We start from the raw sequence: 25,617 nt of genomic DNA, 5'->3' as shown, positions 1-25,617 counted from the left end.
CTCTTCGTGGTGACGCTGCGCTGCCGCCTCCGAGCCCTGACCACTCGCGCTGTATCGACTGGGCGCGATCGGGGGCTCTCCGTGGTGACGCTGCGCTGCCGCCTCCGAGCCCTGACCACTCGCGCTGTTTCCCTGCGGCATGGCACCCAGTGTTGCACTGCGAACGCGAGCGCGCCCGGTGGGCTATCCGATGGTGAACGCCATGTTCTCGGCCGTGGTGGGGACCGCCAGGCCCGCCAGCACCCGCTCGTGCAGATGCCGCTTGATCACCTGCAGGTTCGGCTTGCGGTTGCCCGCCAGCGCGGCCGCGCGGGTCACCGCGACGGACAGCAATTCAGCCGGGGTGGCGGTGTCGTCCACGATGCCGGCGGCCAGCGCGTCGGCGCCGGTGTAGCGGCGGCCGGTGGTCATCGCCTCCAGGGCGACCTGATTGGGCAGGCGCTCGACCAGCAGCGAATTCATGGCCGGGGTGAACCGCATGCCCAGATGTACCTCGGGCAGGCACCAGTACCCGCGGTCGCCGCGCATCACCCGGAAGTCGTGTGAGGTGGCCAGCATCGCGCCGGCGCCGAAGGCGTGGCCGTTGACCGCGGCCACCGTCGGCATCGGGAAGGTCAGCAACCGGCGGTAGAGCGCGTGCACCCGGTCCAGATACCAGTAGTGCTTGTCGACGTTGCCGAACAGCCAGTCGACGTCGAGACCGTTGGTGTAGAACTTGCCGGTCGAGACGGTGACCAGCGCCGCCGGTCCCTCCGACGCCTCGATCTCGTCCAGCGCCGCCTCGAACCGATCGAGCCAGTCGGGATGGAATCGGTTCTCGCTGTCGGTCTGCCCCTCTTCGCCGAGGTAGAGCACGAACACATCCCCGTCACGGGTCGAATACGGCATGACGCGAGCATAAGTTACCGGCGAGTCGGAACCGGCACCCGCATCAGATCCTCCGCGACGACCAGGTCGCCGTCGAAGTGCTTGCGGGCCTCCAGTCGGTGACCTTCCAGGTCGGCATAGCGCTGCGAGAAATGGGTCAGCACCAGCGTCCGCACCCCGGCCTCCCGCGCCACCTGCGCGGCCTGACCGGCGGTGAGGTGCCCGAACTCCCGGGCCAGATCGGCCTCGCCGTCCAGGAAGGTGGCCTCGATGACCAGCATGTCGGCCTCGGCGGCGAGTTCCTCGACGCCCTCGCACATCCGGGTGTCCATCACGAAGGCGAAGCGCTGGCCCCGCCGCACCGCCGAGACGTCGTCGAGGGTGACGGTACGGCCGTCGGGCGCGCGCACCACGCCCTCGCGCTGTAATCGGCCCACCACCGGACCGCCGAGCCCGAACTCCGCCAGCCGCTCCGGCAGCAGGCGGCGGCCGTCGGGTTCGGTGAGCCGATAGCCGAACGAGTCGATCCGATGCGACAGCCGCACCGCTTCCAGGTCGAACGCGGCCTCCGGCAGCGGGATCGGGCCACCGGTCACGTGATGCTCCCGCAGCCCCGGGAATTCCGGCACCACATCCCGCAGCCGGCGGTAGATGTCCACGCCGGAGGCGGGGAAGCAGACGTCGACCGGATGCTGCACCCGGTCCAGATTGAGCCGCGCGATGACGCCCGGCAGGCCCAGGACGTGGTCGCCGTGGAAATGGGTCAGGCAGATGGCGGTCACCCCGGTCACCGACACACCCGCGAAGAGCATCTGCCGCTGGGTGCCCTCGCCGGGATCGAACAGCAATCCGGCGCCGTCCCAGCGCAGCAGATAACCGTTGTGGTTGCGCTGTCGGGTCGGCACCTGACTGGCCGTCCCCAGCACCACGAGTTCACGCACGCCCCCATCCTGCCGCGTCCGGCCGCGAAACCCGGCGTGGGGACACGCGCCCGCACCGGACGGCCGGGTCGGCGACGGCCGCGGCGGAGGATTAGGGTGGGCCGCATGCTTGCCGAAGAGGCCGCCGCGGCGATCGCCGAACGTACGGGAGTCACGCGCCACCGGGCCGCGGTGGTGCTCGGATCGGGCTGGCAGGACGCGGCCACGGAGATCGGCACCCCGGCGGTGTCGCTGCCGATGGTGGAGGTGCCGGGGTTCGGATCGCCCACCGCACAGGGACATCAGGGCACGATCCACTCGGTCGCCGTCGGCGACACCCCGGTGCTGCTGCTGATGGGCCGCCGGCATCTGTACGAGGGCCAGGGCCCGGACCAGGTCGTGCACGGTGTGCGGACCGCGATCGCGGCGGGCGCCACCACGGTGCTGCTCACCAACGCCGCCGGCGGTATCCGGCCCGGCCTGCGGGTCGGTGAGCCGGTGCTGATCGCCGATCACCTCAACCTCACCGGCCGCAGCCCGCTCGCCGGCGCCGAATTCGTCGATCTGGTCGACACCTGGGACCCCGAACTGCGTTCGCTGGCAAGGGAAGTCGACCCGAGCCTGACCGAGGGCGTGTACGCGGGCCTGACCGGGCCGCAGTACGAGACCCCCGCCGAGATCCGCATGCTCGCCACCATCGGCGCCGATCTCGTCGGCATGTCGACCGTGCTGGAGGCCATCGCCTGCCGCGCCCTCGGCGTCCGGCTGCTGGGCATCTCGCTGGTGACCAACCTCGCGGCCGGCGTCACCGGCGCCCACCTCTCGCACGCCGAGGTCCTCGCCGAGGGCCACGCCGCCGCCCCCCGCCTCGGCAAACTGCTGCGCGGGGTGCTCGAGCGCCTGTAGGCATGCGAACCGCCGTTCCGAGGAGCCGTCCGCTGCGGGCACACACGGCCCATGGTTCGCGGACGAAGCCGGTCGGCGGATCCTCTTCCCCGGCAACATGATTCGGCCGGACCACGCCTCGCCTACGGGCGAAGGGCGCCGAGCGGTACGGGTGCCTTCTAGGAGGTATCGAGGCGGGCGGGACGGACGGCGGAAGAAGGGAATTATCGATGTTGCGATTCGGAACGGCCGGACTGCGCGGGCCGCTGCAGGACGGGCCGGACGGTATGAACGTCGATACTGTGGCGCGCGCGACCGCGGGACTGGCCGGGTGGTTGCGTGACCGGTGTCTCGGCGGCGGGCTGGTCGTGGTCGGTCGCGACGCACGGCACGGTTCCGCGGAATTCGCGACGGTGACGGCGGAAGTCCTTGCGGCTGCGGGCTTCACGGTGCTGCCGTTACCGCGGCCATTGCCCACTCCGGTGCTGGCGTTCGCGGTCCGGGAGCTGAAAGCCGTTGCGGGTGTGCAGATCACCGCATCGCACAACCCGGCGGCGGACAACGGCTACAAGGTGTACCTGGACGGCGGCGCACAGCTGATCCCGCCCGCGGACAGCGAGATCGAGGCGTGCATCGACGCCGTCCGCGACCCTGTCACCCGGGCCGATCCGCTGCCCACCGCGCCCTCCCCCACGATCGTGTCGCTGCCTCCGGCCGCCTCGGTCGCCGCCATCGGCGAGGAACTCGTGCGCCGCTATCTGGCCCGCATCACCGAACTGCCGCAACGGATCGGCGGTTCCGACGAGACGCCCGGGACGGACGACGGCGAACAGGACGCCGCGCTTTCGCGAAACGCCTCGGCGCGACACGGTCTTCGCATCGCGCTGACGCCGATGCACGGGGTAGGCGGGGATCTCGCGGTGGCCGCGCTGCGGGATGCCGGATTCACCGATGTCCGGGTGGTCGAGGAGCAGTTCGCGCCGGATCCGGACTTCCCGACGGTGCCGTTCCCCAATCCGGAGGAGCCGGGGGCATCGGATCTGCTGCTGGCGCTGGCCGAGCGGATCGGCGCGGACCTCGCGATCGCACTGGATCCGGACGCCGATCGGTGTGCGATCGGGGTACCGACGACGGACGGGTGGCGGATGTTGCGCGGCGACGAGACCGGGGTGCTGCTCGCCGATTACGTGCTGCGGGCGGCGGCGCCCGATTCGCTGGTCGCCACGACCATCGTGTCGTCGCGGCTGCTGAGCGCGCTCGCCGCCGCTCGTGGCGCCCGCTACGCCGAGACGCTGACCGGGTTCAAATGGCTCGCCCGGGCCGGGGACGGCCTGGTCTATGCCTACGAGGAAGCGATCGGGCACTGCGTGGACCCGACGGCCGTGCGGGACAAGGACGGCATCTCGGCGGCGGTGGCCGCCGCCGATCTGGTGGCCCGGCTCGCCGCCACGGGCCGGCGGCTGCCCGACGTGCTCGACGACTACGCGGTCGAATTCGGCCTGCACGCGGGCGATCAGGTCTCGTTGCGGCTCGCCGATCAGGAGGCTGCGGCGGCTGTCGTCGGCCGGTTGCGCGGCACGCCACCGCAGATCATCGCCGGTGTCCCGGTGACACATACCGACCTGCTGCGGGCGCGAGGCCGGATGCGCACGGACGCAGTGATATTCGACGGCCCGGGAATGCGTCTGGTGATCCGGCCGTCGGGTACCGAACCGAAGCTCAAATGCTATATCGAAGTGGTGCAGCCGGTTTCGGATCATGCGGCGCTGCCGGAGGCGAAACATCTTGCCGCGCAGCAGCTCTCCGAGATCAGAAAGTTCTGCGCCGAGCTCTGAGACGGACTTCACCCGGGATACTCGCAGCGTTCGTGCGCCGACCGGACGAACGGCAGGACGACGTCCAGGAATTCTTCGGGCGCGGAGGAGAAGGGCAGATGCCCGGTGTCCAGGACCGCGAGCCGGGCTCCGGGGATGAGCCGGGTGGTCGCCCGGCCGAGGTAGAGGGGTGCGACCGAATCGCGGCGGCCCCAGACGACCAGCGTGGGCGCCGTGATCCGCGCGGCGCGGACGGTCAGGTCGTAGTCCGGGTCGGCGAAGCTGCGCCACATCGCGGTGTAGGTCGCCCGGCCCCGCGCGGTGCCCAGGAACCGGAGGGTCCGCTCGGCGACGGACCGATCGTGCGCACCGGCGGGCCGCAGGTAGCCGCGCACGATCAGCGGCAGCAGCAGGCGGGAGACCGGGCGCGACGCGTAGATCCGGTAGTAGGCGCGGGTCAGCGGCGTCCGCTTCGCGAATCCGCCGGTGTTGACCAGGACCAGGCCGGCGACCCGCGCAGGCTCCTCGATCGCCAGGCGGGCCGCGGCGAATCCGCCGACCGAGTTGCCGATCAGCACCACCGGTTCGGGGCCGAGTCCGGCGACGAACTCGGCGAGTGCGTCGGCCAGTTTCGTGGCGGTGATCGGGTTCGCGGCGGTGACGCCGTGGCCGGGCCAATCGACCGCGATCACCCGATGCGCCCGGGACAGTGCCGGGACGATCGGGTCGAAGTCGTGGTGGTCGTGGGCGTTCGCGTGCAGCAGCAGTACCGGCGGCCCGTCTCCGGATTCCTCGTACGCCAGCTCCCCCGCCGACGTGTGCGCGATCCGCATCGCCTCTCACCGTCCTCTCGTCGAGTTTTCGCCGACCGATCGGTCACTCACTGACCGATCGGTCGGTTAAAATGGTAGCGTCGGGGCGAGCGGCGCACAAGCCGGATGCCGGGGCCGCCGCACCGCTCGGATAGGTTGATCGGCAATGAATCTCAGGCAGGACGCGGCGGCGCGCACCCGATCCGCACTGATCGACAGTGGCCTGCGCCTGGCCGAACGCGTCGGCCTGGCGGGGCTCAGCGTGAACGCGCTGGTCGAGGAGCTCGGGGTCGCCAAGGGCACGTTCTTCCACCACTTCGGCTCCCGGGCCGGATATCTGCTGGCCCTGCACCGGGAATTCCACGATCGGCTCGAGGCCGAGATCGCCGCCGCCATGGCCGGTGTCGCGCCCGGACGCGAGCGCCTATTGGCGGGGACCGCGGCCTATCTGGAGGCCTGCCTGCGCGACCGCGGGGTGAAGGCGCTGCTGCTGGAGGCGCGCGCGGAACCGCTGATCGCCGACGAGGTGAACGCCCGGAACGCCCACAACGCCGCGGTGGCCCGGCCGGATTTCGAGGCGCTGGGCCGGCCGCACCCGCACGAGGCGGCCCAGTTGTGGATCGGCATGATCGCCGAGGCCGCCCTGCTCGAACTGCACGCGGGCCGGCGCCGACCGGCCGTCCGGGCGGCGCTCGCCGACTATCTCCACGATCGCGAGGGGTGACCGGCCGGTCCGGATGGCTTGCCGCGCATGAATTCTGCGCGAATGTTCGATCGTTTCGATTCGGATCGCGCGCCGGTCGATGCGATCATGCCGAGGGTGAGCGAACTGCACTGCACCCATTGCGGAAGCGCCGGCCTGGAGGCCGGTCTGGTACAGGGCACCGGATTCGAGCCGGTCGTCAGCCGCTGGATCTCGGGCATCGGCGGCAGGTTGTTCGAACCGGCGGAGCGGCCGAGCTACGCGATCGACACCTATCGCTGCCCGGTCTGCCTGCACATCGAACTGTTCTCGCAGCCGACGCCGTTGCCGCTGGGCCCGCTGGACAAGCTGGAGCGGCAGCTGGACCGGCTGGGCGGACGACTGCGCGACCGCAACGAGCGTGAACGCGGCCGCAGCCGGCGGCTGCGCACGCCGCGGGCCGGGCGGCGCATCCTCCGGTCGGCCCGGCCGGAGACGGGACCGTCGGAGGCGGGCCCGAAGTGAACGCCGGGGCCGGAACCGGTTCAGCGCGGGCCGAACTGACGGTCGCCCGCGTCGCCGAGACCGGGCACGATGTAGGCGTCCGCGTTCAGGCCGGAATCTACGACGGCGGTGACCAGTCGAACCGGGTGGTCCGAATCTCGCAGGGCCGCAATGCCTTCCGGTGCGGACAGCACGCAGATCGCGGTGATGTCGGCGGCGCCGCGGGCCCGCAACCGGTCCAGGGTGTGCAGCATCGAACCGCCGGTGGCGAGCATCGGATCCAGCACGAACACCGGCACACCGGACAGATCGCGCGGCAGCGACTCCATGTAGGGCACGGGCTGGTGGCTGTCCTCGTCGCGCGCGATGCCGACGAACCCGACCCGCGACTGCGGCACCAGCGCACTGGCCGCCTCCACCATGCCGAGTCCGGCCCGCAGCACCGGAACCAGCAACGGCGGGTGCGACAGTCGCGTGCCCTGTGCGACGGCGACCGGCGTCGTCACCGGGAAGGTGGCGACCGGGGCGTCGCGCAGCGCCTCGTAGATCAGCAGGCCGGTCAGATCCCGCAGCGCGGCCCGGAACGCCGGGTTGGTGGTGCGTTCGTCCCGCAGGGTGGTCAGCAACGTGGCGGTCAGGGGATGATCCACGATGAGCGTGCGCATGGCCACACCATAGAGTCTGCGGAACGTGGGTGGCGTCCGGGGAAGTTTTCCGGTCGCACCGGAACCGGTGTGCGGGAGGGCGCGTCCAACCCGCTGAATGACGTACCCTGCCAATGGAACAGCACGATGGGGGATGTTGTATGGAGAAACTCTCGGTCGACACCCAGGGCGTCGCGACATACGGCGCCACCGCCACCGGTCTGGCCGGTGAGATGGGCTCCGCGGCGGCACATGCCGCGGCCGCCGATCCACTGCTGCTGGGCCCGATCCTCGGGCTGATCGGCGGCGATTTCGTCGACGCCTATCGCGCCGCCCACGCCGGGCACGTGGCAGCGATCGGCCAGCTGTCCGCGGTCCTCGGTTCGATGGGCACCGCCGCCACCGGCACGGCCGCCTCCTATGCCGAGTCGGAGCTCGAACACGCCGATGCCCTGCGCGCCGTCGAGGGAGAATTGACATGAGTCCGGTGCTCGATGTGGACGCGTTGACCAGGCCGATCACCGACCTGCTGGCCGGTTTCGGCACCGGGGTGCTGCCCGCCGGCGGCCCGGCGGACTCGCTACGGCAGTCCTCGGCGGCCGTCGACGGCGTCGAACAGGCCGGTCGGCAGAGCATCGATCAACTCGACGCGTCCTGGCAGGGTGGCGGCGGAGACGCCGCCACCGACAAGGCGATGCGGGTGCAGACCGCGGCGGCCACCATCTCCGATCGCGGCGTCACCATGGCCGACGTGGTGGGTCTCGCGGCCGCCTCGGTGCAGTCCGGCCAGCAGGAGATCGGCGCGGTGCTGCAGGATTTCGTGCAGTCGGTGAACGCGCTGGGGCCGGCCCTCGCGACCCCGGCGGGCATGGCCACGGCGGTGAACTCCGCCATCGACCATCTCGGCCGCGCGCTGGCGGTGGTGTCGCGGGTGCAATCCGACCTGGGCACGCATACGGCCTCGATGACCGATCTGGTTCCGCCGCCGCCCACTCCGCCGCCCGCGGGTGCGCCGACCGACCTGGCGGGCCTGGCCGCCGAGGGCGCCCGGCAGGCCGCCACGCTGCTCGGCGGCAGTGGCGGGGTCCTGAGCGGGCTGGTCGGTACGGGCGGCGCCGCCGTCGACGACCTGGTCGCCCGGGCCAACCCGGCGGCTCCGCTGAACCAGATGGCCGCGCCGCCACCGCTGTTGCCCGGCCATCCGGAGGCGGTGGCGATCTCGCTGCCGGACGGCAGTCAGGTGGTGGCCCCGAATCCGAAGGCCGCGACGGCGGTCGAGGCGGCGATCAGCGCCGTCGGCACCCCGTACGTGTGGGGCGGCAACACGCCCGGCGTGGGTCTGGATTGCAGCGGGCTGACCTCGTGGGCCTACGGTCAGGCCGGGGTGGATCTGCCCCGGATCGCCTCCGACCAGGGCGGTATGCCGGTCTCCGCCGGCGAGGTCATGCCCGGCGATCTGGCGGTCTGGGACGGCCACGTGGCGATGGTGGTCGGCAACGGCCAGATGGTGGAGGCCGGCAGTCCGGTGCGCATCGATCCGATCCGAACGGAGAACATGGGAATGGCGTTCCACGGCTTCTACAGGCCGACGGCGTGATGGAGCACACCGAATGAATTCCGAGCAGAAGCCGCCGATCCCGGCGGTGACGGTGGCGGTCAGCAGCAATCGGTCCGGCACGATCAGCGTGCGCGCCACCGATCAGGGCATGCCGGTCGAGATCAGCTTCGAGCGCAGCGAATACCGTTACGGCGCAAAGGCTCTGGCCGCCGAGATCCTGCGCCTGACGCAGCGGTCGGCGATCGTGGCCAAGGCCCGCCGCCGGGAACTGCTGGCCGAATCGGGTATGCCGACGGAACTGCTGGACAAACTGGGCCTGCCCACCCGGCAGTCCGCCGTGGACGAGCTGGACCGGATGGACGACGAGGACACCGGGCCCACGAGTTGGATGAGGCCGGTGTGAGCATCCGAACCGAAAGGGTTGCCCCATGAGCGCGGAGATGGACGCGCTGGTCGCCCAGGCGACCGAGAAGCTGGAGGCGCTGGAGGCGGCGCTGTTCGGGCTCAAGCAGGTGCGCGGCCGTTTCACCAGCGACGACGGTCTGGTGAGCGTGGAGGTCGACAGCGACGGGGCCCTGATCGACCTCGCCCTGGCCGAGTCGGTCAGCGGTCATACCCCCGCCGACGTGGGGCAACTCATCATCTGGGCGTGCCAGCAGGCCGCCACGGACGCCGGTCGGCAGCGGTCGGAAGTGGTTGCGACCCTCAACTCCGCGTTCGTTCCGCCCGCGGCGGGAAGCGTTGCGGGGCGGGCCGAATAGTGCCGCAGACGACGGCTCGATAGGCTTCCGGTCATGGCTTCTGGAGACATCGTCCCGATCGAGCTCGGCCTGACCGATGGCGACCTCGTCACCCTGTGGGCACCGCGCTGGCGGGACGGTGACGACGAGTGGGAGGCATTCCTCGGACACGAGGACGCGCTCTACGGATTCGAGTCGGTCGCGGAGCTCGCCGCGTTCATCCGCACCAGCGACGACAACGATCTGATCGACCATCCGGCCTGGAAGGTCGTGGCCGGATTGTCCGCCGCGGAGCTGGAACCGGAGGAGCAGTACGCCTTCGATCTGGTCGGCGCGCCGGAGCTCGCGGCGGGCGACCCGGATCCGGAGACCATCGCCGAGCTCGAGGAGACGCTCGACATGGTCCGGACCATCGGCGAGGTGTGCGAGCTCGAGGTGGTGACGAAGTTCTTCGGTTCGCATCCCGTGCTCGGCGCGCTGCCGGCGGGTGTGAACGCCTTCGTCGGCCGTGAGGGCCAGGAGCTGTGGGACCAGATCGGCGCGGCCATCGCCAAGGACTGGGACCAGGTCATCGACGCCATCGACTCGGTCGTGCAGACGCCGGAGGTGGACGCCGCGGCCGTCGCCGTCGCCGAGGCCGAGTTGCTGGCCGCCGAGGAGAACATCGTCGACGCCGAGGATGTCGCGGAATCCGAGGACGACAACGAGTTCGAACAGGTCGACCTGGATGCCGAGGACGAGGAGGAAGAGGAGACCTTCTGGAACCTCGTCGGCATCGACCCGGTGAAGATCATCACCTCCGACGGCACCTGGTTCACCTTGCGCTGCTATCTGGACGACGAACCGGTGTTCCTGGGCAGCGAGGGCAACATCACGATCTTCTCGTCCGAGCGCGCCCTGGCCCGCTACCTCGCCGACGACCACGACCACGACCTGGCCCGGGTGAGCACCTTCGAGGAGGTGCGCACCGCCGCCACCGACGGTTCGCTGGAGGTCGAGGTCACCGAGGAGAACGTCTACGTACTGCCCGGCCTCGCCGACGATCTGGCCGTCGGCCCGCGGCAGGTGGATGTCGACCAGCTCGACCTCGCGGTCGAATTGCTCACCGACGCAGCCGATTACGCCGGCGACGACGGGGTCGAGCAGGCGCTGGCCAAGTCCACCCCGCTGGGCTGGTACGTGTCGTACCTGCTGGAGCCGGACCCGAACCGGATGGCCCCGAGCCCGCCGTTCACCGCCGAGGCGGCCGGCTGGCGGGCCCTGGAGCAGGCGTTCGAGGCCCGGCTGCAGAAGAGCTGAGCCCCGCCGGTTCAGCCGATCAGCACAGCGTAGCCGGGCTTGATCACCTCGTCGATGAGGCGCAGCCGGTCCGGGAACGGGATGAAGGCGGACTTCATCGCGTTGATGGTGAATCGCTCCAGATCGCTCCAGCCGTAGCCGAAGGTCTCGACCAGCTTGAGCATCTCGCGGCTCATGTCTGTATCGCTCATCAACCGGTTGTCGGTGTTGACGGTGACCCGGAACCGCAACCGGGCCAGCAGGTCGAACGGGTGCTTGTCCAACGACGGCACCGCGCCGGTCTGCACATTGGACGACGGGCACAGTTCCAGCGGAATCCGTTTGTCCCGAACGTAATTGGCGACCAAGCCGAGGCGCAGCCCGCTGTGGTCGGGCACGGTGGTGCCCTCCGGCGCGGGAGTCGCCGCCGCGGCCGCGCCGTCGAAGATGTCGTCGGTGATCCGCACCCCGTGCCCGAGCCGATCGCAGCCGCAGAACGCCAGCGCCTCGTGGATCGAGGGCAGCCCGAACGCCTCGCCGGCGTGAATGGTGAAGTGCGCGTTGTTGGCTCGCATGTACTCGAACGCGTCGAGGTGCCGGGTGGGCGGATAACCGGCCTCGGCGCCGGCGATGTCGAAACCGCCCACGCCGCGCGGGCGGAACCGCACCGCCAATTCCGCGATCTCCAGTGAGCGCGCGGCATGCCGCATGGCGGTCAGCAGGCAGGTCATCCGGATCGGATTCCCGGCCGCGGCCGCGATCTCCTCACCTTCCCGGAATCCGGCGAGGGTGTGTTCGACCACCTCGTCGAGGGTGAGCCCGCGCTCCAGGTGCTGTTCGGGCGCGAACCGCACCTCCGCGTAGACCACGCCGTCGGCGGCCAGATCCTCGGCGGCCTCGCGAGCCACCCGGCGCAGGCCCTCGGGGGTCTGCATCACCGCGACGGTGTGGGCGAAGGTTTCCAGATATCGCTCCAGCGAGCCGCTGTCGGCGGCGTCGCGGAACCAGCGGCCGAGCGCGTCGGCATCGGTGGCCGGTAGCTGATCGTAGCCGCAGCCGGCGGCCAACTCGAGCACCGTGGCGGGTCGCAGTCCCCCGTCGAGATGGTCGTGCAGCACCGCCTTGGGCGCCCGGCGGATCGAGGCGAGAGTCAGAGGCGTCGGTCCAGTCATGTATTGACGCTAGCCGCATCGACGCGGGTGCGCAGGCAACTTTCCGTGTGTCCATCCTCTCGACGGCATGTCGTCGCTCGCCGTGTCCGGCGCGGTCATCTCGAGATTCGGTCCAGCACCAGCGGCGAGGGGGTGACCTCGGCCTCGCCGATCGTGTACGACGCGTGCAGCACCTCACAGGCGTCGCCGACGAGTTCCGGCCGGTCGGCGTGCAGGGTGTAGAGCGGTTGACCCGCCGCGACGCGGTCGCCGGGCCGCACGTGCACCTCGATCCCCGCGGCGTGGTCGATCGCGTCGCCCTGCCGCGCCCGGCCCGCGCCGAGCAGCCACGCCGCCCGGCCGACCCGCAGCGCGTCGACCCGGGCCACGATCCCGGCCCGCGGCGCCGAGATCTGTTCGCGCAGGCGCGCGGTGGGCAGGGCCGCGTCGGGCTCGCCGCCCTGGGCCCGGACCATGGCCCGCCAGCGATCCATGGCCCGGCCGTCGGCGAGCGCGTCCGCCGGGTCGACATCGTGAATTCCGGCCTGCGCCAACATCTCCCGGGCCAGCGCGAGGGTCAGCTCGACGACGTCGGCCGGGCCGTCGCCGGCCAGGACCTCGACCGACTCGGCCACCTCCAGGGCGTTGCCGACCGCGCGGCCCAGCGGGGCGTCCATCGCGGTGAGCAGCGCGACGGTGCGGACCCCGGAGTCGGCGCCCAATTCGACCATCGTGGCGGCCAACTCGCGGGCGGAGTCGAGATCCTTCATGAAGGCGCCGCTGCCCACCTTGACGTCGAGGACCAGGGCCGAGGTGCCCTCGGCGATCTTCTTGCTCATGATGGAACTGGCGATCAGCGGGATGGACTCGACGGTGCCGGTGACGTCGCGCAGGGCGTACAAGCGCTTGTCGGCGGGGGCCAGATCCGCCCCGGCCGCGCAGACCACCGCGCCGATCGCCGGATCGGCGAGGATCTCCCGCATCCGGTCCGGCGCGAGATCGGCCTGCCAGCCCGGAATCGACTCCAGCTTGTCCAGGGTGCCGCCGGTGTGGCCCAGGCCCCGGCCGGACAGCTGAGGCACCGCCGCCCCGCACGCGGCGACCAGCGGGGCCAGCGGCAGCGTGATCTTGTCGCCGACGCCGCCGGTGGAGTGCTTGTCCACGGTGGGCCGGTTCAACTCCGGGAAGGACATCCGCTGCCCCGAGGCGATCATCGCGGCGGTCCAGCGCGCGATCTCCCGGCGGGTCATCCCGCGCCACACGATGGCCATCGCCAGCGCCGCCATCTGCTCGTCGGCGACCGTGCCGCGGGTGTACGCGTCGATCACCCAATCGATCTGCGCATCGGACAGCTCACCGCCGTCACGTTTGGCCGTGATGACCGCCGTCGCCGATTGCTCGCTCGCCATGCGCACCACCCTTGCAGAACGGCATGCACCGCGCAGCCGTCGGTCGCACTCGCGCACTCGTTCCAGGAGAATCGCCGACCGACACGTCGGTTTCCCGCCACCCGGCGATGCCTTCCGGCTATTGCTGCCCGGCCGCCAGATCGTCGGGCCCGAAGGCGTCCGGCAGCAGTTCCCGCAGGGGCCGCGGGCCGCGCTTGTGATCGACGAGCAGATCCCCGCCGCCGTGCTCGTGGAGCAGCTGCCGGCAACGTCCGCACGGCATCAGAATTTCGCCGCGGGAATCGCATACGGCAACCGCCAGCAAACGCCCGCCTCCGGTCGCGTGGAGGTTACCGATGAGTACACATTCGGCACAGAGGCCCAGTCCGTATGAGATATTTTCCACATTGCAACCGGCCACAATTCGTCCCGTGGCAGTGACGCCCGCCGCGCCGACCGGAAACCTGGAGTAGGGCGCATAGGCATTGCGCATGATTTCGGATGCGTTGCGGCGCAAGGTATTCCAGTCGATTTCGGACATATCGGACCTCCGCGTGGACCTGTCTCGAGTAGCGATGGGGAGCCCGTTTCACGCCGGTGCGGTTGCCAGGCAAGGCAAACCTAACTCGCCTGATTACGACATAACGACAGGTACGCCGAATTAGTTCCGTGAAACGCCGAGGATTAGAGTTCTCGACAGATCGGTCCAGGTTCCCGGCGGCCGTCCGGCACTCAGGCCACCCGGGTCGAGGCTCCGGCTACGAACTGGTGTTCTCCGGAACCGCTAGCACTGGTGTTCACCGTGTTCACCGTGTTCACCGTGATCTCCGTGTTCCTCAGGGTAGCGGGATCGCGGAGCCCGCGCGCCGAAATCTGCGACCGCATCCGACTAGCCGGCTCGCCGGCGTGTCCATCGACGACGTTGGAGGCACCGCACTCTATGACGACCATCGAAGCTCCGGCGAGGCCGAAGCGGAAGTCCCTGTACCGCGGCGACCCGGGCATGTGGTCCTGGGCGCTGCACCGCATCACCGGCGTGGCGATCTTCTTCTTCCTGTTCGTCCACGTGCTCGACACCGCGCTGGTACGGGTGAGCCCGGACACCTACAACCGGGCGATCGAAACGTACAAGAACCCGATCGTCGCGCTGCTCGAGATGGGCCTGGTCGTGTGCGTGCTGTTCCACGCGCTCAACGGCCTGCGGCTGATCCTGGTCGACTTCTGGTCGAAGGGTGTCAAGTACCAGCGGCTGATGCTGTGGATCGTCCTGACGGTCTGGGTCCTGGTCGCGGCGGCCGGCGTCGGCCGGCAGTTCTTCTACCTGCTGACGGAGCACTGACATGACTGCACCTGTTCTCGGCAAGTCCTACGATCGGCCCGCCAGCCTGGATTCCCCGCGCGCTCCCCGCCGCGTCTCGGGCAACAACTTCGAGAAGTACGCGTGGCTGTTCATGCGCTTCTCCGGCCTGCTGCTGATCGTGCTGGTCTTCGGCCACATGACGATCATGCTGATGCTCGACGGCGGCGTGAAGCGGATCAACTTCGGCTTCGTGGCCGGCCGCTGGGCCAGCCCGTTCTGGCAGTTCTGGGATCTGACCATGCTGTGGCTGGCCCAGCTGCACGGCGGCAACGGCCTGCGCACGGTCATCGACGACTACGCCCGCAAGGACCAGACCCGGTTCTGGCTGAAGGCGCTGCTGGCCGTCGCCATGATCCTGATCATGGGCGTGGGCAGCTACGTCATCTTCACCTTCGACCCCAACATCAGCTAGGAGCAGGCCACCGCGATGAGCGAGCGAAGCGAAGGAACCATCGAAACCGGTGGGTCTCGTCCCGTCCAGGAACACCGGTACGACGTGGTGATCGTCGGCGCCGGTGGTGCGGGCATGCGCGCGGCGATCGAGGCCGGCCCCCGGGTGCGGACCGCCGTGCTCACCAAGCTGTACCCGACCCGCAGCCACACCGGCGCGGCCCAGGGCGGCATGTGCGCCGCGCTGGCCAACGTCGAAGAGGACAACTGGGAATGGCACACCTTCGACACGGTCAAGGGTGGTGACTACATCGTCGACCAGGACGCCGCCGAGATCATGGCCAAGGAGGCCATCGACGCGGTGCTCGATCTGGAGAAGATGGGCCTGCCGTTCAACCGGACCCCCGAGGGCCGCATCGACCAGCGGCGGTTCGGCGGCCACACCCGCGATCACGGCAAGGCGCCGGTCCGCCGCGCGTGCTACGCCGCCGACCGCACCGGCCACATGATCCTGCAGACGCTGTACCAGAACTGCGTCAAGCACGACGTGGAGTTCTACAACGAGTACTACGTGCTGGACCTGATGCTGACCGACACCGATCGCGGCCCGGTCGCGACCGGCGTGGTCGCGTACGAGCTGGCCACCGGTGATCTGCACGTGTTCCACGCCAAGGCGATCATCTTCGCCACCGGCGGTTCGGGACGCATGTACAAGACCACCTCCAACGCGCACACGCTGACCGGCGACGGCATGGCGATCGTGTTCCGCAAGGGCCTGCCGCTGGAGGACATGGAGTTCCACCAGTTCCATCCGACGGGCCTCGCCGGTCTGGGCATCCTCATCTCCGAGGCCGTGCGCGGCGAGGGCGGCATCCTCCGCAACTCCTCCGGCGAGCGGTTCATGGAGCGCTACGCCCCCACCATCAAGGATCTGGCGCCGCGCGACATCGTGGCCCGCTCGATGGTGCAGGAGGTCCGCGAGGGCCGCGGCGCGGGCCCGAACAAGGACTACGTGCTCATCGACGTGACGCACCTCGGGGAGGACGTGCTCGAGGAGAAGCTGCCCGACATCACCGAGTTCTCCCGCACCTACCTGGGCGTGGACCCGGTGAAGGAGCCGGTGCCGGTCATGCCGACCTGCCACTACGCGATGGGCGGCATCCCGACCCGCATCCGCGGCGAGGTGCTGCGCAACAACACCGACGTCGTCCCCGGCCTGTACGCGGCCGGCGAGTGCGCGTGCGTATCCGTGCACGGCGCCAACCGGCTCGGCACCAACTCGCTGCTGGACATCAACGTGTTCGGCCGGCGCGCGGGCATCGCCGCCGCCGAGTACGCCGAGCGGGCCGAGTTCACCGAACTGCCGGAGAATCCGGCGGGGATGGTGCAGAACTGGCTGGCCGGGCTGCTGTCCGACCACGGCAACGAGCGGGTCGCCGACATCCGCGCCGAAATGCAGATCGAGATGGACGACAAGGCGGGCGTGTTCCGCACCGAGGACAGCCTCAAGGAGATGCTGACCGTCATCCACGCGCTGAAGGAGCGGTACGGCCGGATCACGGTGCAGGACAAGGGCCGTCGCTACAACAGCGATCTGCTCGAGGCCGTCGAGCTGGGCTTCCTGCTGGAGCTGGCCGAGGTGACCGTGTTCGGCGCGCTGAACCGCCGGGAGTCGCGCGGCGGCCACGCCCGCGAGGACTACCCGAACCGCGACGACGTCAACTTCATGCGCCACACCATGGCGTACAAGCAGGTCGAGCCCGGCGCCCCGGCGAACCTCCTCGCCGAGATCCAGCTCGACTTCAAGCCGGTCGTGCAGACCCGTTACGAGCCGATGGAGCGTAAGTACTGATGACTGCCGTTGCCGAGACACCGCAGAAGGCCGCCCCGGTCCCGGACGGTTCCACCCTGATCACCGTCAAGATCGCCCGGTTCAACCCGGAGGACGGCCGCGGCGAGCGCTGGGAATCGTTCCAGGTGCCGGTGCTGCCGACCGACCGCTTCCTGAACGTGCTGATCTACATCAAGAGCTACCTCGACGGCACGCTCACCTTCCGCCGCTCCTGCGCCCACGGCGTCTGCGGTTCCGACGCCATGCGCATCAACGGCGTGAACCGGCTGGCGTGCAAGGTGCTCATGAAGGATCTGCTCCCGAAGAGCGGTAAGCCGCTGACCATGTCCGTCGAGCCGATCCGCGGCCTGCCCGTGGAGAAGGACCTCGTGGTGAACATGGAGCCGTTCTTCGACGCGTTCCGCGCGGTGAAGCCGTACCTGATCACCAGCGGCAACGAGCCGACCCGGGAGCGCATCCAGTCCCAGGCCGACCGGCACCGCTTCGACGACACCACCAAGTGCATCCTCTGCGCGTGCTGCACCACCTCGTGCCCGGTGTACTGGAACGACGGCAGCTATTTCGGCCCGGCCGCGATCGTGAACGCGCACCGCTTCATCTTCGACAGCCGCGACGAGGCCGCTCAGGAGCGCCTGGACATCCTCAACGACGTCGAGGGCGTCTGGCGCTGCCGCACCACCTTCAACTGCACCGACGCCTGCCCCCGCGGCATCCAGGTGACGAAGGCGATCACCGAGGTCAAGCGCGCGCTGCTGTTCGCCCGCTGATCCGGCGCCGAAAACCACGGGCCGCCTTCCCCTTTCGGGAAGGCGGCCCTTTTCGTGGCTCAATGCTCGTCGTCGTCGAACCGGTCGGTGATCAGGTCCGCGGCGATCACCGTCAGGCCGAGCAGGGTGCAGACCACGCCGAGGCCGGGCTGCCGGTCATCGACCCAGGACAGGGCCGCGGGGTGGGTACCGGTGACGTCCAGGATCACGAAGCCGACACCGAACAGGGTCAGCCAGCATCCGAAACGCACCACCGGACGATTGTCGTGGTTCGCGCCCGTTCCGGGGAGCTGTGCTGGGCAGTTTGCGCAGTTCGCGCGTGGTTCGTTGTCGGATGCGCCCCACAGTGCTTGCATCGAGTCATGTTCGAGGAGGCGCAGTTGTACTCGCCGGTCACCACGGGTACCGACGGTGTGCGGGTGCACCTGAGCGACGAGCATCCCGGCGTGCGTGACCCGGAGTACCGGGCCCGCCGCGACGCCATCGCCGCCCTGGCGCTCGACTACCGTCCTGGGCGTTCGCTGCCCCGCATCGACTACACCGACGAGGAGCACGAGGTCTGGCGGATTGTCTCCGCCGAGTTGCGGCGTAAGCACGCGCGCTACGCGGCCACCGAGGTGCTGGCCCACGAGGCGCGGCTACGGCTGCCGTCCGATCGGATCCCGCAACTGGACGAGGTGTCGGCGGCGTTGATGCCGCTGAGCGGGTTCCGGTACGTGCCGGCGGCGGGATTGGTGCCGCTGCGCGAGTTCTTCGGCTCGTTCGTGGATCGGATCTTTCACTCCACCCAGTACATTCGCCATCATTCGGCCCCGCTCTACACGCCCGAACCGGACGCGATCCACGAGATCATCGGGCACGCCGGTCAATTGGCGAGCCCGCGGTTCGCGGCGATCTACGCCGAGGTGGGTGCGGCGGTCGCGCGGCTGCGCACCGACGCGGCACTGCACTTCCTGGCCAACGTGTTCTGGTTCTCGATGGAGTTCGGCGTCGTCCGCGAGCACGGCGAGGTGCGGTGCTACGGCGCCGGGCTGCTGTCCTCGTACGGCGAGATCGGGGAGTTCCGGCGCGCCGAGCTGCGGCCGCTGAACATCGCGGAGATGGGCACCGCGGTGTACGACATCACGCACTATCAGCCGGTGCTGTACTGCGCGGAATCGATCGCCGAGCTCGAGGACGTGGTGGGCGGGTTCTTCGCGGCGATGACCGACGATTCCGTGCCGGCCGTCGCGCACTGACCGCTAGAGCGGCATCCCCGCCTGGAGGAACTCCAGGATCGCGACCATGCGATCGAGGTCGAGTTCGCCGCCGTCGGTCACGATCGTCAGCGCGCCGATCACCGCGCCCGAGAACGCTTGGACCTCGAGCGAATCGGCGGACCGGCCGGTGCGGCGGGCCACCAGCCCGGCCATCAACTCGCGAGTGCGATCGAGTTCGTAGATCATCGCGCCGCGCAGCTCGGGGACGCCGTAGACCAGCCGCACCCGTTCCTGTTCGAAGGCGAACTCCTCGGCGTTCAGCGAGTGATAGATGGCGGTCGCGGCGCGTTTGAACGCCTCCAGCGGGGACAGGTCCAGCGGTTGTTCCTCCAGCGCGCGGATCAGGATCGGGTCGAGGTCGTCGACCAGGACCACCTGTTCCTTGGACGGGAAGTACCGGAAGAACGTGCTCGGCGAGATATCGGACGCGGCGGCGATCTGCTCGACCGTGGTTTCCGCGTAGCCCCGCTCCCGGAACAACCGGAACGCCTCCATGCGGATGGTCCGGCGGGTCCGTTCCTTCTTGCGTTCCCGCAGGCTCATCCCGGACGGACCGGGATGAGCCTGCGGAGGCGCTGCCTTCGAGTCAGCCGACATGGACCGATTCTCCCGCATCCACCGGCTGCCCGGCGGCGGGCTTCGGCGATCGGGTGAAGACGGCGGCCAGGATCGCACCGGCGACGCAGAGGGCCGCGCAGACCCAGAGCATCAGGTCCATGCTGTCCACGAAGGCCGTCCGGACCTGGTCCAGCAGGGCGGCGTCGGACAACTTCCGCGCGACCGCGACACCGGCGTTGACGCCGTCGGAGATCGGGGCACGATCGTCATCGCCCAGGCCGGAGCGATAATGGGTGGCCAGCACGGTGCCCAGGATGGCGACGCCGATCGTGCCGCCGGCCTGCCGCAGCGCCTGCAGCAGGGCCGAACCGGTGCCGGCGCGCTGGGCGTCCAGTTCACCCATCGCCATGCCCATCGCGGCGGGCATCACCAGGCCCATGCCCGCGCCGAGCAGCGTGATCCAGACCGCCGTGTACCCGTAGCCGGTACCGGCGCTGGTCAGCGCGCCGAGCGCCAGGCCCGCGGCCAGGATCGCGAAGCCCAGGGGCAGCACCCCCCGCAGCCCGAGCCGGGGCAGCAGCCGGTCCGTGACGCGGGTGCCGACCAGCAGGCCCGCGATCAACGGCAGCAGACGCAGGCCGCTGCCCAGCGAGTCGACACCGAGCACCGCCTGGAAGTACTGCGGCACGGTGAAGAACAGCCCGAACATCGCGAAGTTGATGACGATCATATGGACTGTGCCCCAAGCGAATCCGCGATTGCGGAAGAGTCCGAGGTCGATCAGCGGATGCTCGGTGCGGCGCTGCCACGCCACGAATCCGGCCAGCACCGCCACCCCGGCGGCGACCACGCCCCAGCCGAGCCCGTCGCCCCAGCCCTGGCCGAGCCGGATGAAGCCGTAGGTGAGCCCGGTCATCCCGATCACCGACAGGACCACGCCGACCAGATCGATGCGGAAGGCCTGCGCGCTGCGCGATTCCGGCACCAGCGCGGCCACCGCGGCCAGGCCGATGATCACCAGCGGCACATTGATCAGGAACACCGAGCCCCACCAGAAGTCGCGCAGCAGATAGCCGCCCACGATCGGGCCCAGCGGCAGCCCGATGGCGGTCGAGGTGACCCAGATGGTCAGCGCCCGTTGCCGTTCCGCCGGTTCGGGAAACATGCTGGGCAGCACCGACATCGACAGCGGCATCATCGCCGCGGCGGCCACGCCGAGCACCGCGCGCGCGGCGATCAGCTCGGCGGCGGTGGTGGACAGCGCGCAGGCGGCGGAGGCGACGCCGAACAACGCCAGCGCGAACAACAGGAAACGCTTGCGGCCGTAGCGGTCGCCGAGCGCGCCCGCCGGGATCATCAGCGCGGCCAGCGCCAGCGTGTAGGCGGCGGTGAACCATTGCAGCGCAGCGGTATTCGCGTTCAGGTCGAGGGCCATGGTGGGGAGCGCCACGGTCAGCACCGTGGTGTCGAGGCCGATGGTGAGCATGGCCAGCGCCAGGGCTCCGAGGGCCAGCCAGCGAGGGCTCGGCATCTTCATGCTAGTTCCAATCATTTGGATGCTTCTCTTATATGGAAGAGTCTCTCGTTTTGCATTTACTGTCAACCGGCGGCGTGTCAATCAATGCGGGACAGCGGCGTGGCGGCCCGCGCTTTAAGCTCCAAGGCGATGAGCACCCGCACCCCTCGGCGCCGCCCCCGCCGACTACGCACGCTCGCCGCCGCGACACTGGTCGCCGGCATCTTCTGCGGCACGGCCGGGACCGGCCTCGATGTCGCGGTGGCCGGGGCACAGCCGGCGGCCACCCCGCCGTTCACCACGCCGAACACGGACGACTGCCCGAACAAGGTGTCGCCACCCCCGCCGATCGACACCTCCGAGGTGCCCGCGCCCGGTGATCCGGCCCCGACCCCGCTGCCGGTGCCGTCGCCGCCGATCGGCGGTCCCAAGCTGGGCCAGTGCGGTGTGGTGCTGCCGCCCGGCGTGCCGCCGGTGCCCGCCGAGATCTCCGCCACCGGCTGGGTGATCGCCGACCTGAACAGCGGCCGGGTGCTGGCCGCCAAGGACCCGCACGGCCGGTACCGGCCCGCCTCCACGATCAAGACGCTGCTCGCGATCGTCGCGCTGCGCAGCCTGGACCTGACCAAGGTGGTGACCGGCACCCAGGAGGACGCGAACGCGGAGGGCACCCGAGTCGGCATCGGGCCCGGCGGCCGCTACACCAACAAGCAGCTGATGCAGGCGCTGATCATGTGCTCCGGCAACGACGCCGCGCACGCCATCGCGATGCAACTCGGCGGCGTGGACGCCACGGTGGCGAAGATGCGCGCCGAGGCCGAGCGGCTGCACGCCATGGACACCCGCCCTGCCACCCCCGCGGGCCTGGACGGCCCGGGGATGAGTACCTCGCCGTACGATCTGGCGACGATCTTCCGCGAGGCGATGACCATCCCGACCTTCGCCGAGCTGATCCACACCGAGCAGGCCGACTTCCCCGGCTTCCCGGCCGACCCGAAGATCCCGGGCGACAAGGACCATCCCGGCTTCGTCATCGCCAACGACAACCGGCTGCTCTACGACTTCGACGGCGATCTGGGCGGCAAGACCGGCTTCACCGACGACGCGCGGCAGACCTTCGTCAACGCCGCCGAGCGTGGCGGCCGCCGCCTGGTCATCACGCTGCTGAAGGCCGACGTGCTGCCGATCCGGCCGCCGGAACAGGCCGCCCGCCTGCTGGAATGGGCCTTCGCCTTTCCGCCGGACGCCTACGTCGGATCGCTGCCGGACAGCAGCCGGTCCGGGAGCGCCAACCCGAGCGTGACGCTGGCCTCGCCGCCGCCGCACGACTCCGACCAGCCCGGCGACGAGGACACGCCGACCCACGACGATCTGCCCACCTACATCCTGGCGGGCGGGATCCTGGTGGCGCTGGGCCTGGTGATCGCGGCGTGGTGGGTGTCGGGCCGGGGGCGTCGCCGGCGCTGACGCCACCCGCGCCGCGATCGGATCGCGCTGATCCGAAATCTCGCGCCGCGGCCGCGGCGATGATGGAGTGGAGGAGCGCCGGGCGCCTGGTTGCCGCGCCCGGCGTCGAAACCGCCGGGCCGTTCATCCAGGATCCGGACCGGGACGGAATCGCTGCTGCCCCTTGCGATTCCGTGGGTGCACAGCCGGACGGCCGCCGTGCCCCGGATTTCCGGAGCGCGGCGGCCGTCCGCGTCGATCAGTTGTCTTCCGGGCTCACCAGGCACAACACGCGCGGGTTGGGCTGGAGGTAGACGATCGTGTCGTTCTCGGTGTAGTCCGCACCGCAGGCGGTCCGGGTGGTGGTGCCGTCGATGACGCGGTCGATCTTGATGTAGTTCGCAGTCCCGATCGAGCTGCCGGCGCCCGCCGCGGTGGCGCAGTCGACCTTCTTCGACGACGCCGACAACTTGTCGATGTTGACGCAATCACCTTGCTGCACATTGAGTTCCAGGCAGATCTTGGTGTTGCGGTGGCCGCCGGAGGTGGTCACCGACTCGTAGTCCGGGCCGGGGCAGGCGCCCGAACCGTCGGACACCGCCCCGACCTTGTACATGGTGGCGGGATCGCCGCAGGAGATCTTCGCGACCTTCACGTCGAAGGTGCTGCCGCTCAAGGCGACACAGTCGCCGACCTTCGCGGTGTTCATCGTGTCGTACGACTTGTCGCCACTGTGGCCGTGGTCGCGCAGCACGCCCCAGGCCACCGCGATCCCGATCACGACCAGAATGCCCACGATTCGCGCGATCCAGGCGCCGACCTTGGGCGATCGCCGCGGCGGCGGCGCGGCCGGATAGCCCCCTTGCGGCGGCGGGGCCTGCGGATAACCCGGCTGCGGTGGTGGCGCGTAGCCCGTGGGCGCCTGGGCAGGCGACTGCGGAACCTGTTGCCACTGCGGCCCGCCGGACCCCGACGGCGGATAGCCGGATGGAACTGTCATCGATCCCCTCGCTGGATTCGTCGTGGGCGCGGCGCTCGCTGCCGTCGCCTCACGAGTCGGCAACGCTACCGTGCTGGTCGGTCGTTCGCAATGCACCGAATGTCGCTTATGTGACAGTGCGCGAAGCGATTACGGCTCCGCGATCACCGCGATGCCCGGCGGGGCAATCGGGCCAGCAGACCCACCACCGCGCCCGCGCCGAACAGCGCCGCACCGGCCGACGGAGTGAGGCCGGCGCGGACCCGCGGCGAGATCACCACGGGAGTCGGATCGGGGGACGCCGGCTCGGGCGCGCCGTCCGCCGCCGTCGCCGCCCACGCGGTGGCGAACAGGATGATCCGGCTGGTGATGTTGGCGAACAGCATCAGGCCGATGATCGGGCCGAAGGCGACGCCGGCCGGGCTGGTCAGCACCCGCTTCAGATAGAAGGACGCGATCTGTTTCCAGATCTCGAAGGCGACGGCCGCGATCAGCGCCGCCTCCACCGCGCTGACCAGCCGCACCGGCTGCCGGGGCAGCCGGGCGATCACCCAGGCGAACACCGCCCAGGAGGCCAGCACCGCGGCCAGCAGCGAGGCGACCGTGAGCAGCACGTTCACGCCGGGCGCGTGGTCGAGACGGACCAGTCTCAGCAGGTCCCGCCCCAGTTCGCTGCCCGCCAGCGCGGACAGTCCGGCCGAGAGCAGGCTCGCCACCCCGAGACCCAGCAGCGCCAGCAGATCCGAGAACTTGGAACCGAACCAATTGCCCAGCGGCACAGGATGTTCCCACAACTCACCGAGGGCGGCCCGCAGATTCGCCATCCAGCCCAGCCCGGCGTAGCCGGCGCCCAGCAGGCCCAGCACGCCGACGCTGGTGCGGGATCGCACCGCCTCGTCGACGACATCGTTCAGCTGGCCGCCGAGCGAACCCGGGAAGTTCCGCACGATCCGGCTCTGCAACTCCGCGAGCAGATCCGGATTGCGCGACAGCACAAAACCGGCCACCGCGAAACCGACCATCAGCAGCGGGATCATCGCCAGCACGGTGTAATAGGTCAGACCGGCCGCGTAGTAGTCGGCGCGTTGCCGCTGGTAGCGGTTACCCGCGCGAACCACATGATCCAGCCAGGGCCGCTGCTGCACGAGGGCCGTGACCCGCGCGCGGAGCCTGCTCAACAACCCGACCTCCCGGAAACCTTCGGCCCCGCGGAGCGGCGTCACCGAGCCAGGAAACCCACCCGGTCGTACACCTGCGCGAGGGTGTTGCCGGCGATCTCCCGCGCGCGTTCCGCACCGGCGGCGAGGATGCGATCGAGTTCGCCCTGATCTGCCAGATACCCTCGTACCTTCGCCTGAAACGGCGTCACGAACTCCACCAGGGCATCGGCCACGTCGCTCTTGAGGTCACCGTACCCCTTGCCGGTGTAGTCCTGTTCCAGCGTCACGATCGGGGTGTCGGTCAGCGCGGACAGGATGACCAGCAGATTGCTGACCCCGGGTTTGGTCTCCGGGTCGTAGCGGATCTCGCGCTCGGTGTCGGTCACCGCGGAACGGATCTTCTTCGCCGACACCGCCGGATCGTCGAGCAGGCTGAGCAGGCCGGCGTCGCTGGCCGCCGACTTGCTCATCTTCGAGGTCGGATCCTGCAGGTCGTAGATCTTGGCGGTGCCGGAGACGATGTGCGCTTCCGGGACCACGAAGGTCTTCTTGTACCGGGTGTTGAACCGCTGGGCCAGGTTCCGGGTCAGCTCCAGGTGCTGACGCTGATCCTCGCCGACCGGGACCACATGCGGGCGGTAGAGCAGGATGTCGGCCGCCATCAGGACCGGGTAGGTGAACAGGCCGACGGTCGCGTTGTCCGCGCCCTGCTTCACGGACTTGTCCTTGAACTGCGTCATCCGGCTCGCCTCGCCGAAACCGGTCAGGCAGCTGAGCACCCAGGTGAGTTCGGCGTGCTCCGGGACCTGACTCTGTACGAACAGCGTGGACCGCTTCGGGTCGATACCCAGCGCCAGCAACTGGGCCGCGGAGACCCTGGTGCGGGCGCGCAACGCCTTCGGATCGTGCTGGACCGTGATGGCGTGCATGTCCGGGATGAAGTAGAGGGCGTCGAAGTCGTCCTGCAACGTCACCCAGTACTGGAGCGCGCCGAGATAGTTGCCGAGGTGGAAGGAATCACTGGTCGGCTGGATCCCGGACAGGACCCGCTGCTTGCGCTCGCCGGTGGGTGCAGGACTGGACATGC

28 protein-coding genes are annotated in these 25,617 nt (G+C 69.8%); 15 read left to right on the top strand and 13 right to left on the bottom strand.

The window, feature by feature from the left end; all coding sequences use genetic code 11:
• Nucleotides 1-183: 183 nt before the first annotated feature.
• Entirely contained in the window at nt 184-888 is a 705-nt protein-coding gene (locus NRB56_RS27605) for an enoyl-CoA hydratase/isomerase family protein (RefSeq protein WP_153347188.1), read from the bottom strand.
• A 14-nt stretch (nt 889-902) separates the two neighbouring features.
• Nucleotides 903-1,808: a ribonuclease Z gene (locus NRB56_RS27600; RefSeq protein WP_319943608.1), complete on the bottom strand. Its 906-nt coding sequence runs from the start codon at nt 1,806-1,808 to the stop codon at nt 903-905.
• Between the two features lie 105 nt (nt 1,809-1,913).
• Between NRB56_RS27600 and NRB56_RS27595 the strand changes: the two genes are divergently transcribed.
• Entirely contained in the window at nt 1,914-2,693 is a 780-nt protein-coding gene (locus NRB56_RS27595) for a purine-nucleoside phosphorylase (protein ID WP_153347186.1), read from the top strand.
• A 209-nt stretch (nt 2,694-2,902) separates the two neighbouring features.
• On the top strand, nt 2,903-4,507 hold the full coding sequence (locus tag NRB56_RS27590) for a phospho-sugar mutase (protein ID WP_153347184.1): 1,605 nt from the start codon (nt 2,903-2,905) through the stop codon (nt 4,505-4,507).
• A gap of 8 nt (nt 4,508-4,515) precedes the next feature.
• Here the strand turns inward: NRB56_RS27590 and NRB56_RS27585 are convergent, their stop codons facing one another.
• Nucleotides 4,516-5,319 (bottom strand): alpha/beta fold hydrolase, encoded by an 804-nt coding sequence (locus NRB56_RS27585; RefSeq protein ID WP_153347182.1) that lies wholly within the window; start codon nt 5,317-5,319, stop codon nt 4,516-4,518.
• Between the two features lie 145 nt (nt 5,320-5,464).
• Here NRB56_RS27585 and NRB56_RS27580 point away from each other — a divergent pair, with 145 nt between their 5' ends.
• Nucleotides 5,465-6,022, top strand: coding sequence for a TetR/AcrR family transcriptional regulator (locus tag NRB56_RS27580; protein WP_153347180.1), 558 nt, complete (start codon nt 5,465-5,467; stop codon nt 6,020-6,022).
• Nucleotides 6,023-6,118: 96 nt separating this feature from the next.
• On the top strand, nt 6,119-6,505 hold the full coding sequence (locus NRB56_RS27575) for a hypothetical protein (protein WP_153347178.1): 387 nt from the start codon (nt 6,119-6,121) through the stop codon (nt 6,503-6,505).
• Nucleotides 6,506-6,525: 20 nt separating this feature from the next.
• On the opposite strand, the gene upp is transcribed toward NRB56_RS27575, so the two are convergent.
• Nucleotides 6,526-7,149, bottom strand: coding sequence for a uracil phosphoribosyltransferase (gene upp / locus NRB56_RS27570; RefSeq protein WP_153347177.1), 624 nt, complete (start codon nt 7,147-7,149; stop codon nt 6,526-6,528).
• A gap of 140 nt (nt 7,150-7,289) precedes the next feature.
• Between upp and NRB56_RS27565 the strand changes: the two genes are divergently transcribed.
• Genes NRB56_RS27565 through NRB56_RS27545 form a run of 5 tightly spaced genes read left to right on the top strand, consistent with a single transcriptional unit; the run spans nt 7,290 to nt 10,725 of the window.
• Nucleotides 7,290-7,610, top strand: coding sequence for a type VII secretion target (locus NRB56_RS27565; RefSeq protein WP_153347174.1), 321 nt, complete (start codon nt 7,290-7,292; stop codon nt 7,608-7,610).
• Nucleotides 7,607-8,725 carry an NlpC/P60 family protein gene (locus tag NRB56_RS27560; protein WP_153347172.1) on the top strand — a complete coding sequence of 373 codons (1,119 nt, stop codon included), beginning with the start codon at nt 7,607-7,609 and terminating at the stop codon, nt 8,723-8,725. Before NRB56_RS27565 ends, NRB56_RS27560 begins: the two co-directional genes overlap by 4 nt.
• A gap of 13 nt (nt 8,726-8,738) precedes the next feature.
• A complete protein-coding gene (locus NRB56_RS27555; RefSeq protein WP_153347170.1) occupies nt 8,739-9,089 on the top strand; it encodes a hypothetical protein in 351 nt (116 codons plus the stop codon).
• A 25-nt stretch (nt 9,090-9,114) separates the two neighbouring features.
• Entirely contained in the window at nt 9,115-9,447 is a 333-nt protein-coding gene (locus tag NRB56_RS27550; RefSeq protein ID WP_153347168.1) for a YbaB/EbfC family nucleoid-associated protein, read from the top strand.
• A gap of 33 nt (nt 9,448-9,480) precedes the next feature.
• Nucleotides 9,481-10,725 carry a primosomal protein gene (locus NRB56_RS27545; RefSeq protein WP_153347166.1) on the top strand — a complete coding sequence of 415 codons (1,245 nt, stop codon included), beginning with the start codon at nt 9,481-9,483 and terminating at the stop codon, nt 10,723-10,725.
• Between the two features lie 11 nt (nt 10,726-10,736).
• On the opposite strand, the gene NRB56_RS27540 is transcribed toward NRB56_RS27545, so the two are convergent.
• From NRB56_RS27540 to NRB56_RS27530, 3 genes are all read right to left on the bottom strand, one after another.
• Complete coding sequence (locus NRB56_RS27540) at nt 10,737-11,876, bottom strand: adenosine deaminase (RefSeq protein WP_153347164.1); 1,140 nt, start codon at nt 11,874-11,876, stop codon at nt 10,737-10,739.
• A gap of 95 nt (nt 11,877-11,971) precedes the next feature.
• The gene (locus NRB56_RS27535; protein WP_153347162.1) at nt 11,972-13,264 is read right to left on the bottom strand and encodes a thymidine phosphorylase; all 1,293 of its coding nucleotides are present in this window, start codon (nt 13,262-13,264) and stop codon (nt 11,972-11,974) included.
• 118 nt (nt 13,265-13,382) lie between these two features.
• On the bottom strand, nt 13,383-13,784 hold the full coding sequence (locus tag NRB56_RS27530) for a cytidine deaminase (RefSeq protein WP_153347160.1): 402 nt from the start codon (nt 13,782-13,784) through the stop codon (nt 13,383-13,385).
• A 399-nt stretch (nt 13,785-14,183) separates the two neighbouring features.
• On the opposite strand from NRB56_RS27530, the gene sdhC reads away from it, so the two are divergent.
• The 4 genes from sdhC to NRB56_RS27510 are packed head-to-tail and all read left to right on the top strand — an operon-like array spanning nt 14,184 to nt 17,612.
• Entirely contained in the window at nt 14,184-14,582 is a 399-nt protein-coding gene (gene sdhC / locus NRB56_RS27525) for a succinate dehydrogenase, cytochrome b556 subunit (RefSeq protein ID WP_153347158.1), read from the top strand.
• A gap of 1 nt (nt 14,583) precedes the next feature.
• Nucleotides 14,584-15,015, top strand: a complete 432-nt coding sequence (locus NRB56_RS27520; protein ID WP_153347155.1) for a succinate dehydrogenase hydrophobic membrane anchor subunit — start codon at nt 14,584-14,586, stop codon at nt 15,013-15,015.
• 15 nt (nt 15,016-15,030) lie between these two features.
• A complete protein-coding gene (gene sdhA / locus NRB56_RS27515; RefSeq protein WP_153347153.1) occupies nt 15,031-16,845 on the top strand; it encodes a succinate dehydrogenase flavoprotein subunit in 1,815 nt (604 codons plus the stop codon).
• A complete protein-coding gene (locus NRB56_RS27510; protein ID WP_153347151.1) occupies nt 16,845-17,612 on the top strand; it encodes a succinate dehydrogenase iron-sulfur subunit in 768 nt (255 codons plus the stop codon). The genes sdhA and NRB56_RS27510 overlap by 1 nt, the downstream gene beginning before the upstream one ends.
• A 59-nt stretch (nt 17,613-17,671) precedes the next feature.
• Here the strand turns inward: NRB56_RS27510 and NRB56_RS27505 are convergent, their stop codons facing one another.
• Entirely contained in the window at nt 17,672-17,866 is a 195-nt protein-coding gene (locus NRB56_RS27505; protein WP_153347149.1) for a hypothetical protein, read from the bottom strand.
• A gap of 108 nt (nt 17,867-17,974) precedes the next feature.
• Here NRB56_RS27505 and NRB56_RS27500 point away from each other — a divergent pair, with 108 nt between their 5' ends.
• Entirely contained in the window at nt 17,975-18,850 is an 876-nt protein-coding gene (locus tag NRB56_RS27500; RefSeq protein WP_153347147.1) for a phenylalanine 4-monooxygenase, read from the top strand.
• A gap of 3 nt (nt 18,851-18,853) precedes the next feature.
• Here NRB56_RS27500 and NRB56_RS27495 read toward each other — a convergent pair whose 3' ends face one another.
• The gene (locus tag NRB56_RS27495) at nt 18,854-19,468 is read right to left on the bottom strand and encodes an acyl-CoA-like ligand-binding transcription factor (protein WP_227838392.1); all 615 of its coding nucleotides are present in this window, start codon (nt 19,466-19,468) and stop codon (nt 18,854-18,856) included.
• The gene (locus NRB56_RS27490) at nt 19,458-20,966 is read right to left on the bottom strand and encodes an MFS transporter (protein WP_227838391.1); all 1,509 of its coding nucleotides are present in this window, start codon (nt 20,964-20,966) and stop codon (nt 19,458-19,460) included. The genes NRB56_RS27495 and NRB56_RS27490 overlap by 11 nt, the downstream gene beginning before the upstream one ends.
• Nucleotides 20,967-21,095: 129 nt before the next feature.
• Between NRB56_RS27490 and NRB56_RS27485 the strand changes: the two genes are divergently transcribed.
• Nucleotides 21,096-22,412: a D-alanyl-D-alanine carboxypeptidase family protein gene (locus NRB56_RS27485; RefSeq protein ID WP_153347143.1), complete on the top strand. Its 1,317-nt coding sequence runs from the start codon at nt 21,096-21,098 to the stop codon at nt 22,410-22,412.
• Between the two features lie 238 nt (nt 22,413-22,650).
• On the opposite strand, the gene NRB56_RS27480 is transcribed toward NRB56_RS27485, so the two are convergent.
• The 3 genes from NRB56_RS27480 to trpS form a co-directional block, all read right to left on the bottom strand.
• Nucleotides 22,651-23,391 (bottom strand): proline-rich domain-containing protein, encoded by a 741-nt coding sequence (locus tag NRB56_RS27480; protein ID WP_153347141.1) that lies wholly within the window; start codon nt 23,389-23,391, stop codon nt 22,651-22,653.
• Nucleotides 23,392-23,534: 143 nt separating this feature from the next.
• The gene (gene yhjD, locus NRB56_RS27475; RefSeq protein WP_153347139.1) at nt 23,535-24,551 is read right to left on the bottom strand and encodes an inner membrane protein YhjD; all 1,017 of its coding nucleotides are present in this window, start codon (nt 24,549-24,551) and stop codon (nt 23,535-23,537) included.
• Nucleotides 24,552-24,589: 38 nt separating this feature from the next.
• Nucleotides 24,590-25,615, bottom strand: a complete 1,026-nt coding sequence (trpS, locus tag NRB56_RS27470) for a tryptophan--tRNA ligase (protein WP_153347137.1) — start codon at nt 25,613-25,615, stop codon at nt 24,590-24,592.
• Nucleotides 25,616-25,617 lie beyond the last annotated feature (2 nt).

This window comes from Nocardia aurantia (assembly GCF_009604425.1).
GTDB lineage: Bacteria > Actinomycetota > Actinomycetes > Mycobacteriales > Mycobacteriaceae > Nocardia > Nocardia aurantia.
The sequence above is the reverse complement of the archived record's forward strand: the minus strand, read 5'-3'. Positions and strand labels throughout refer to the sequence as shown.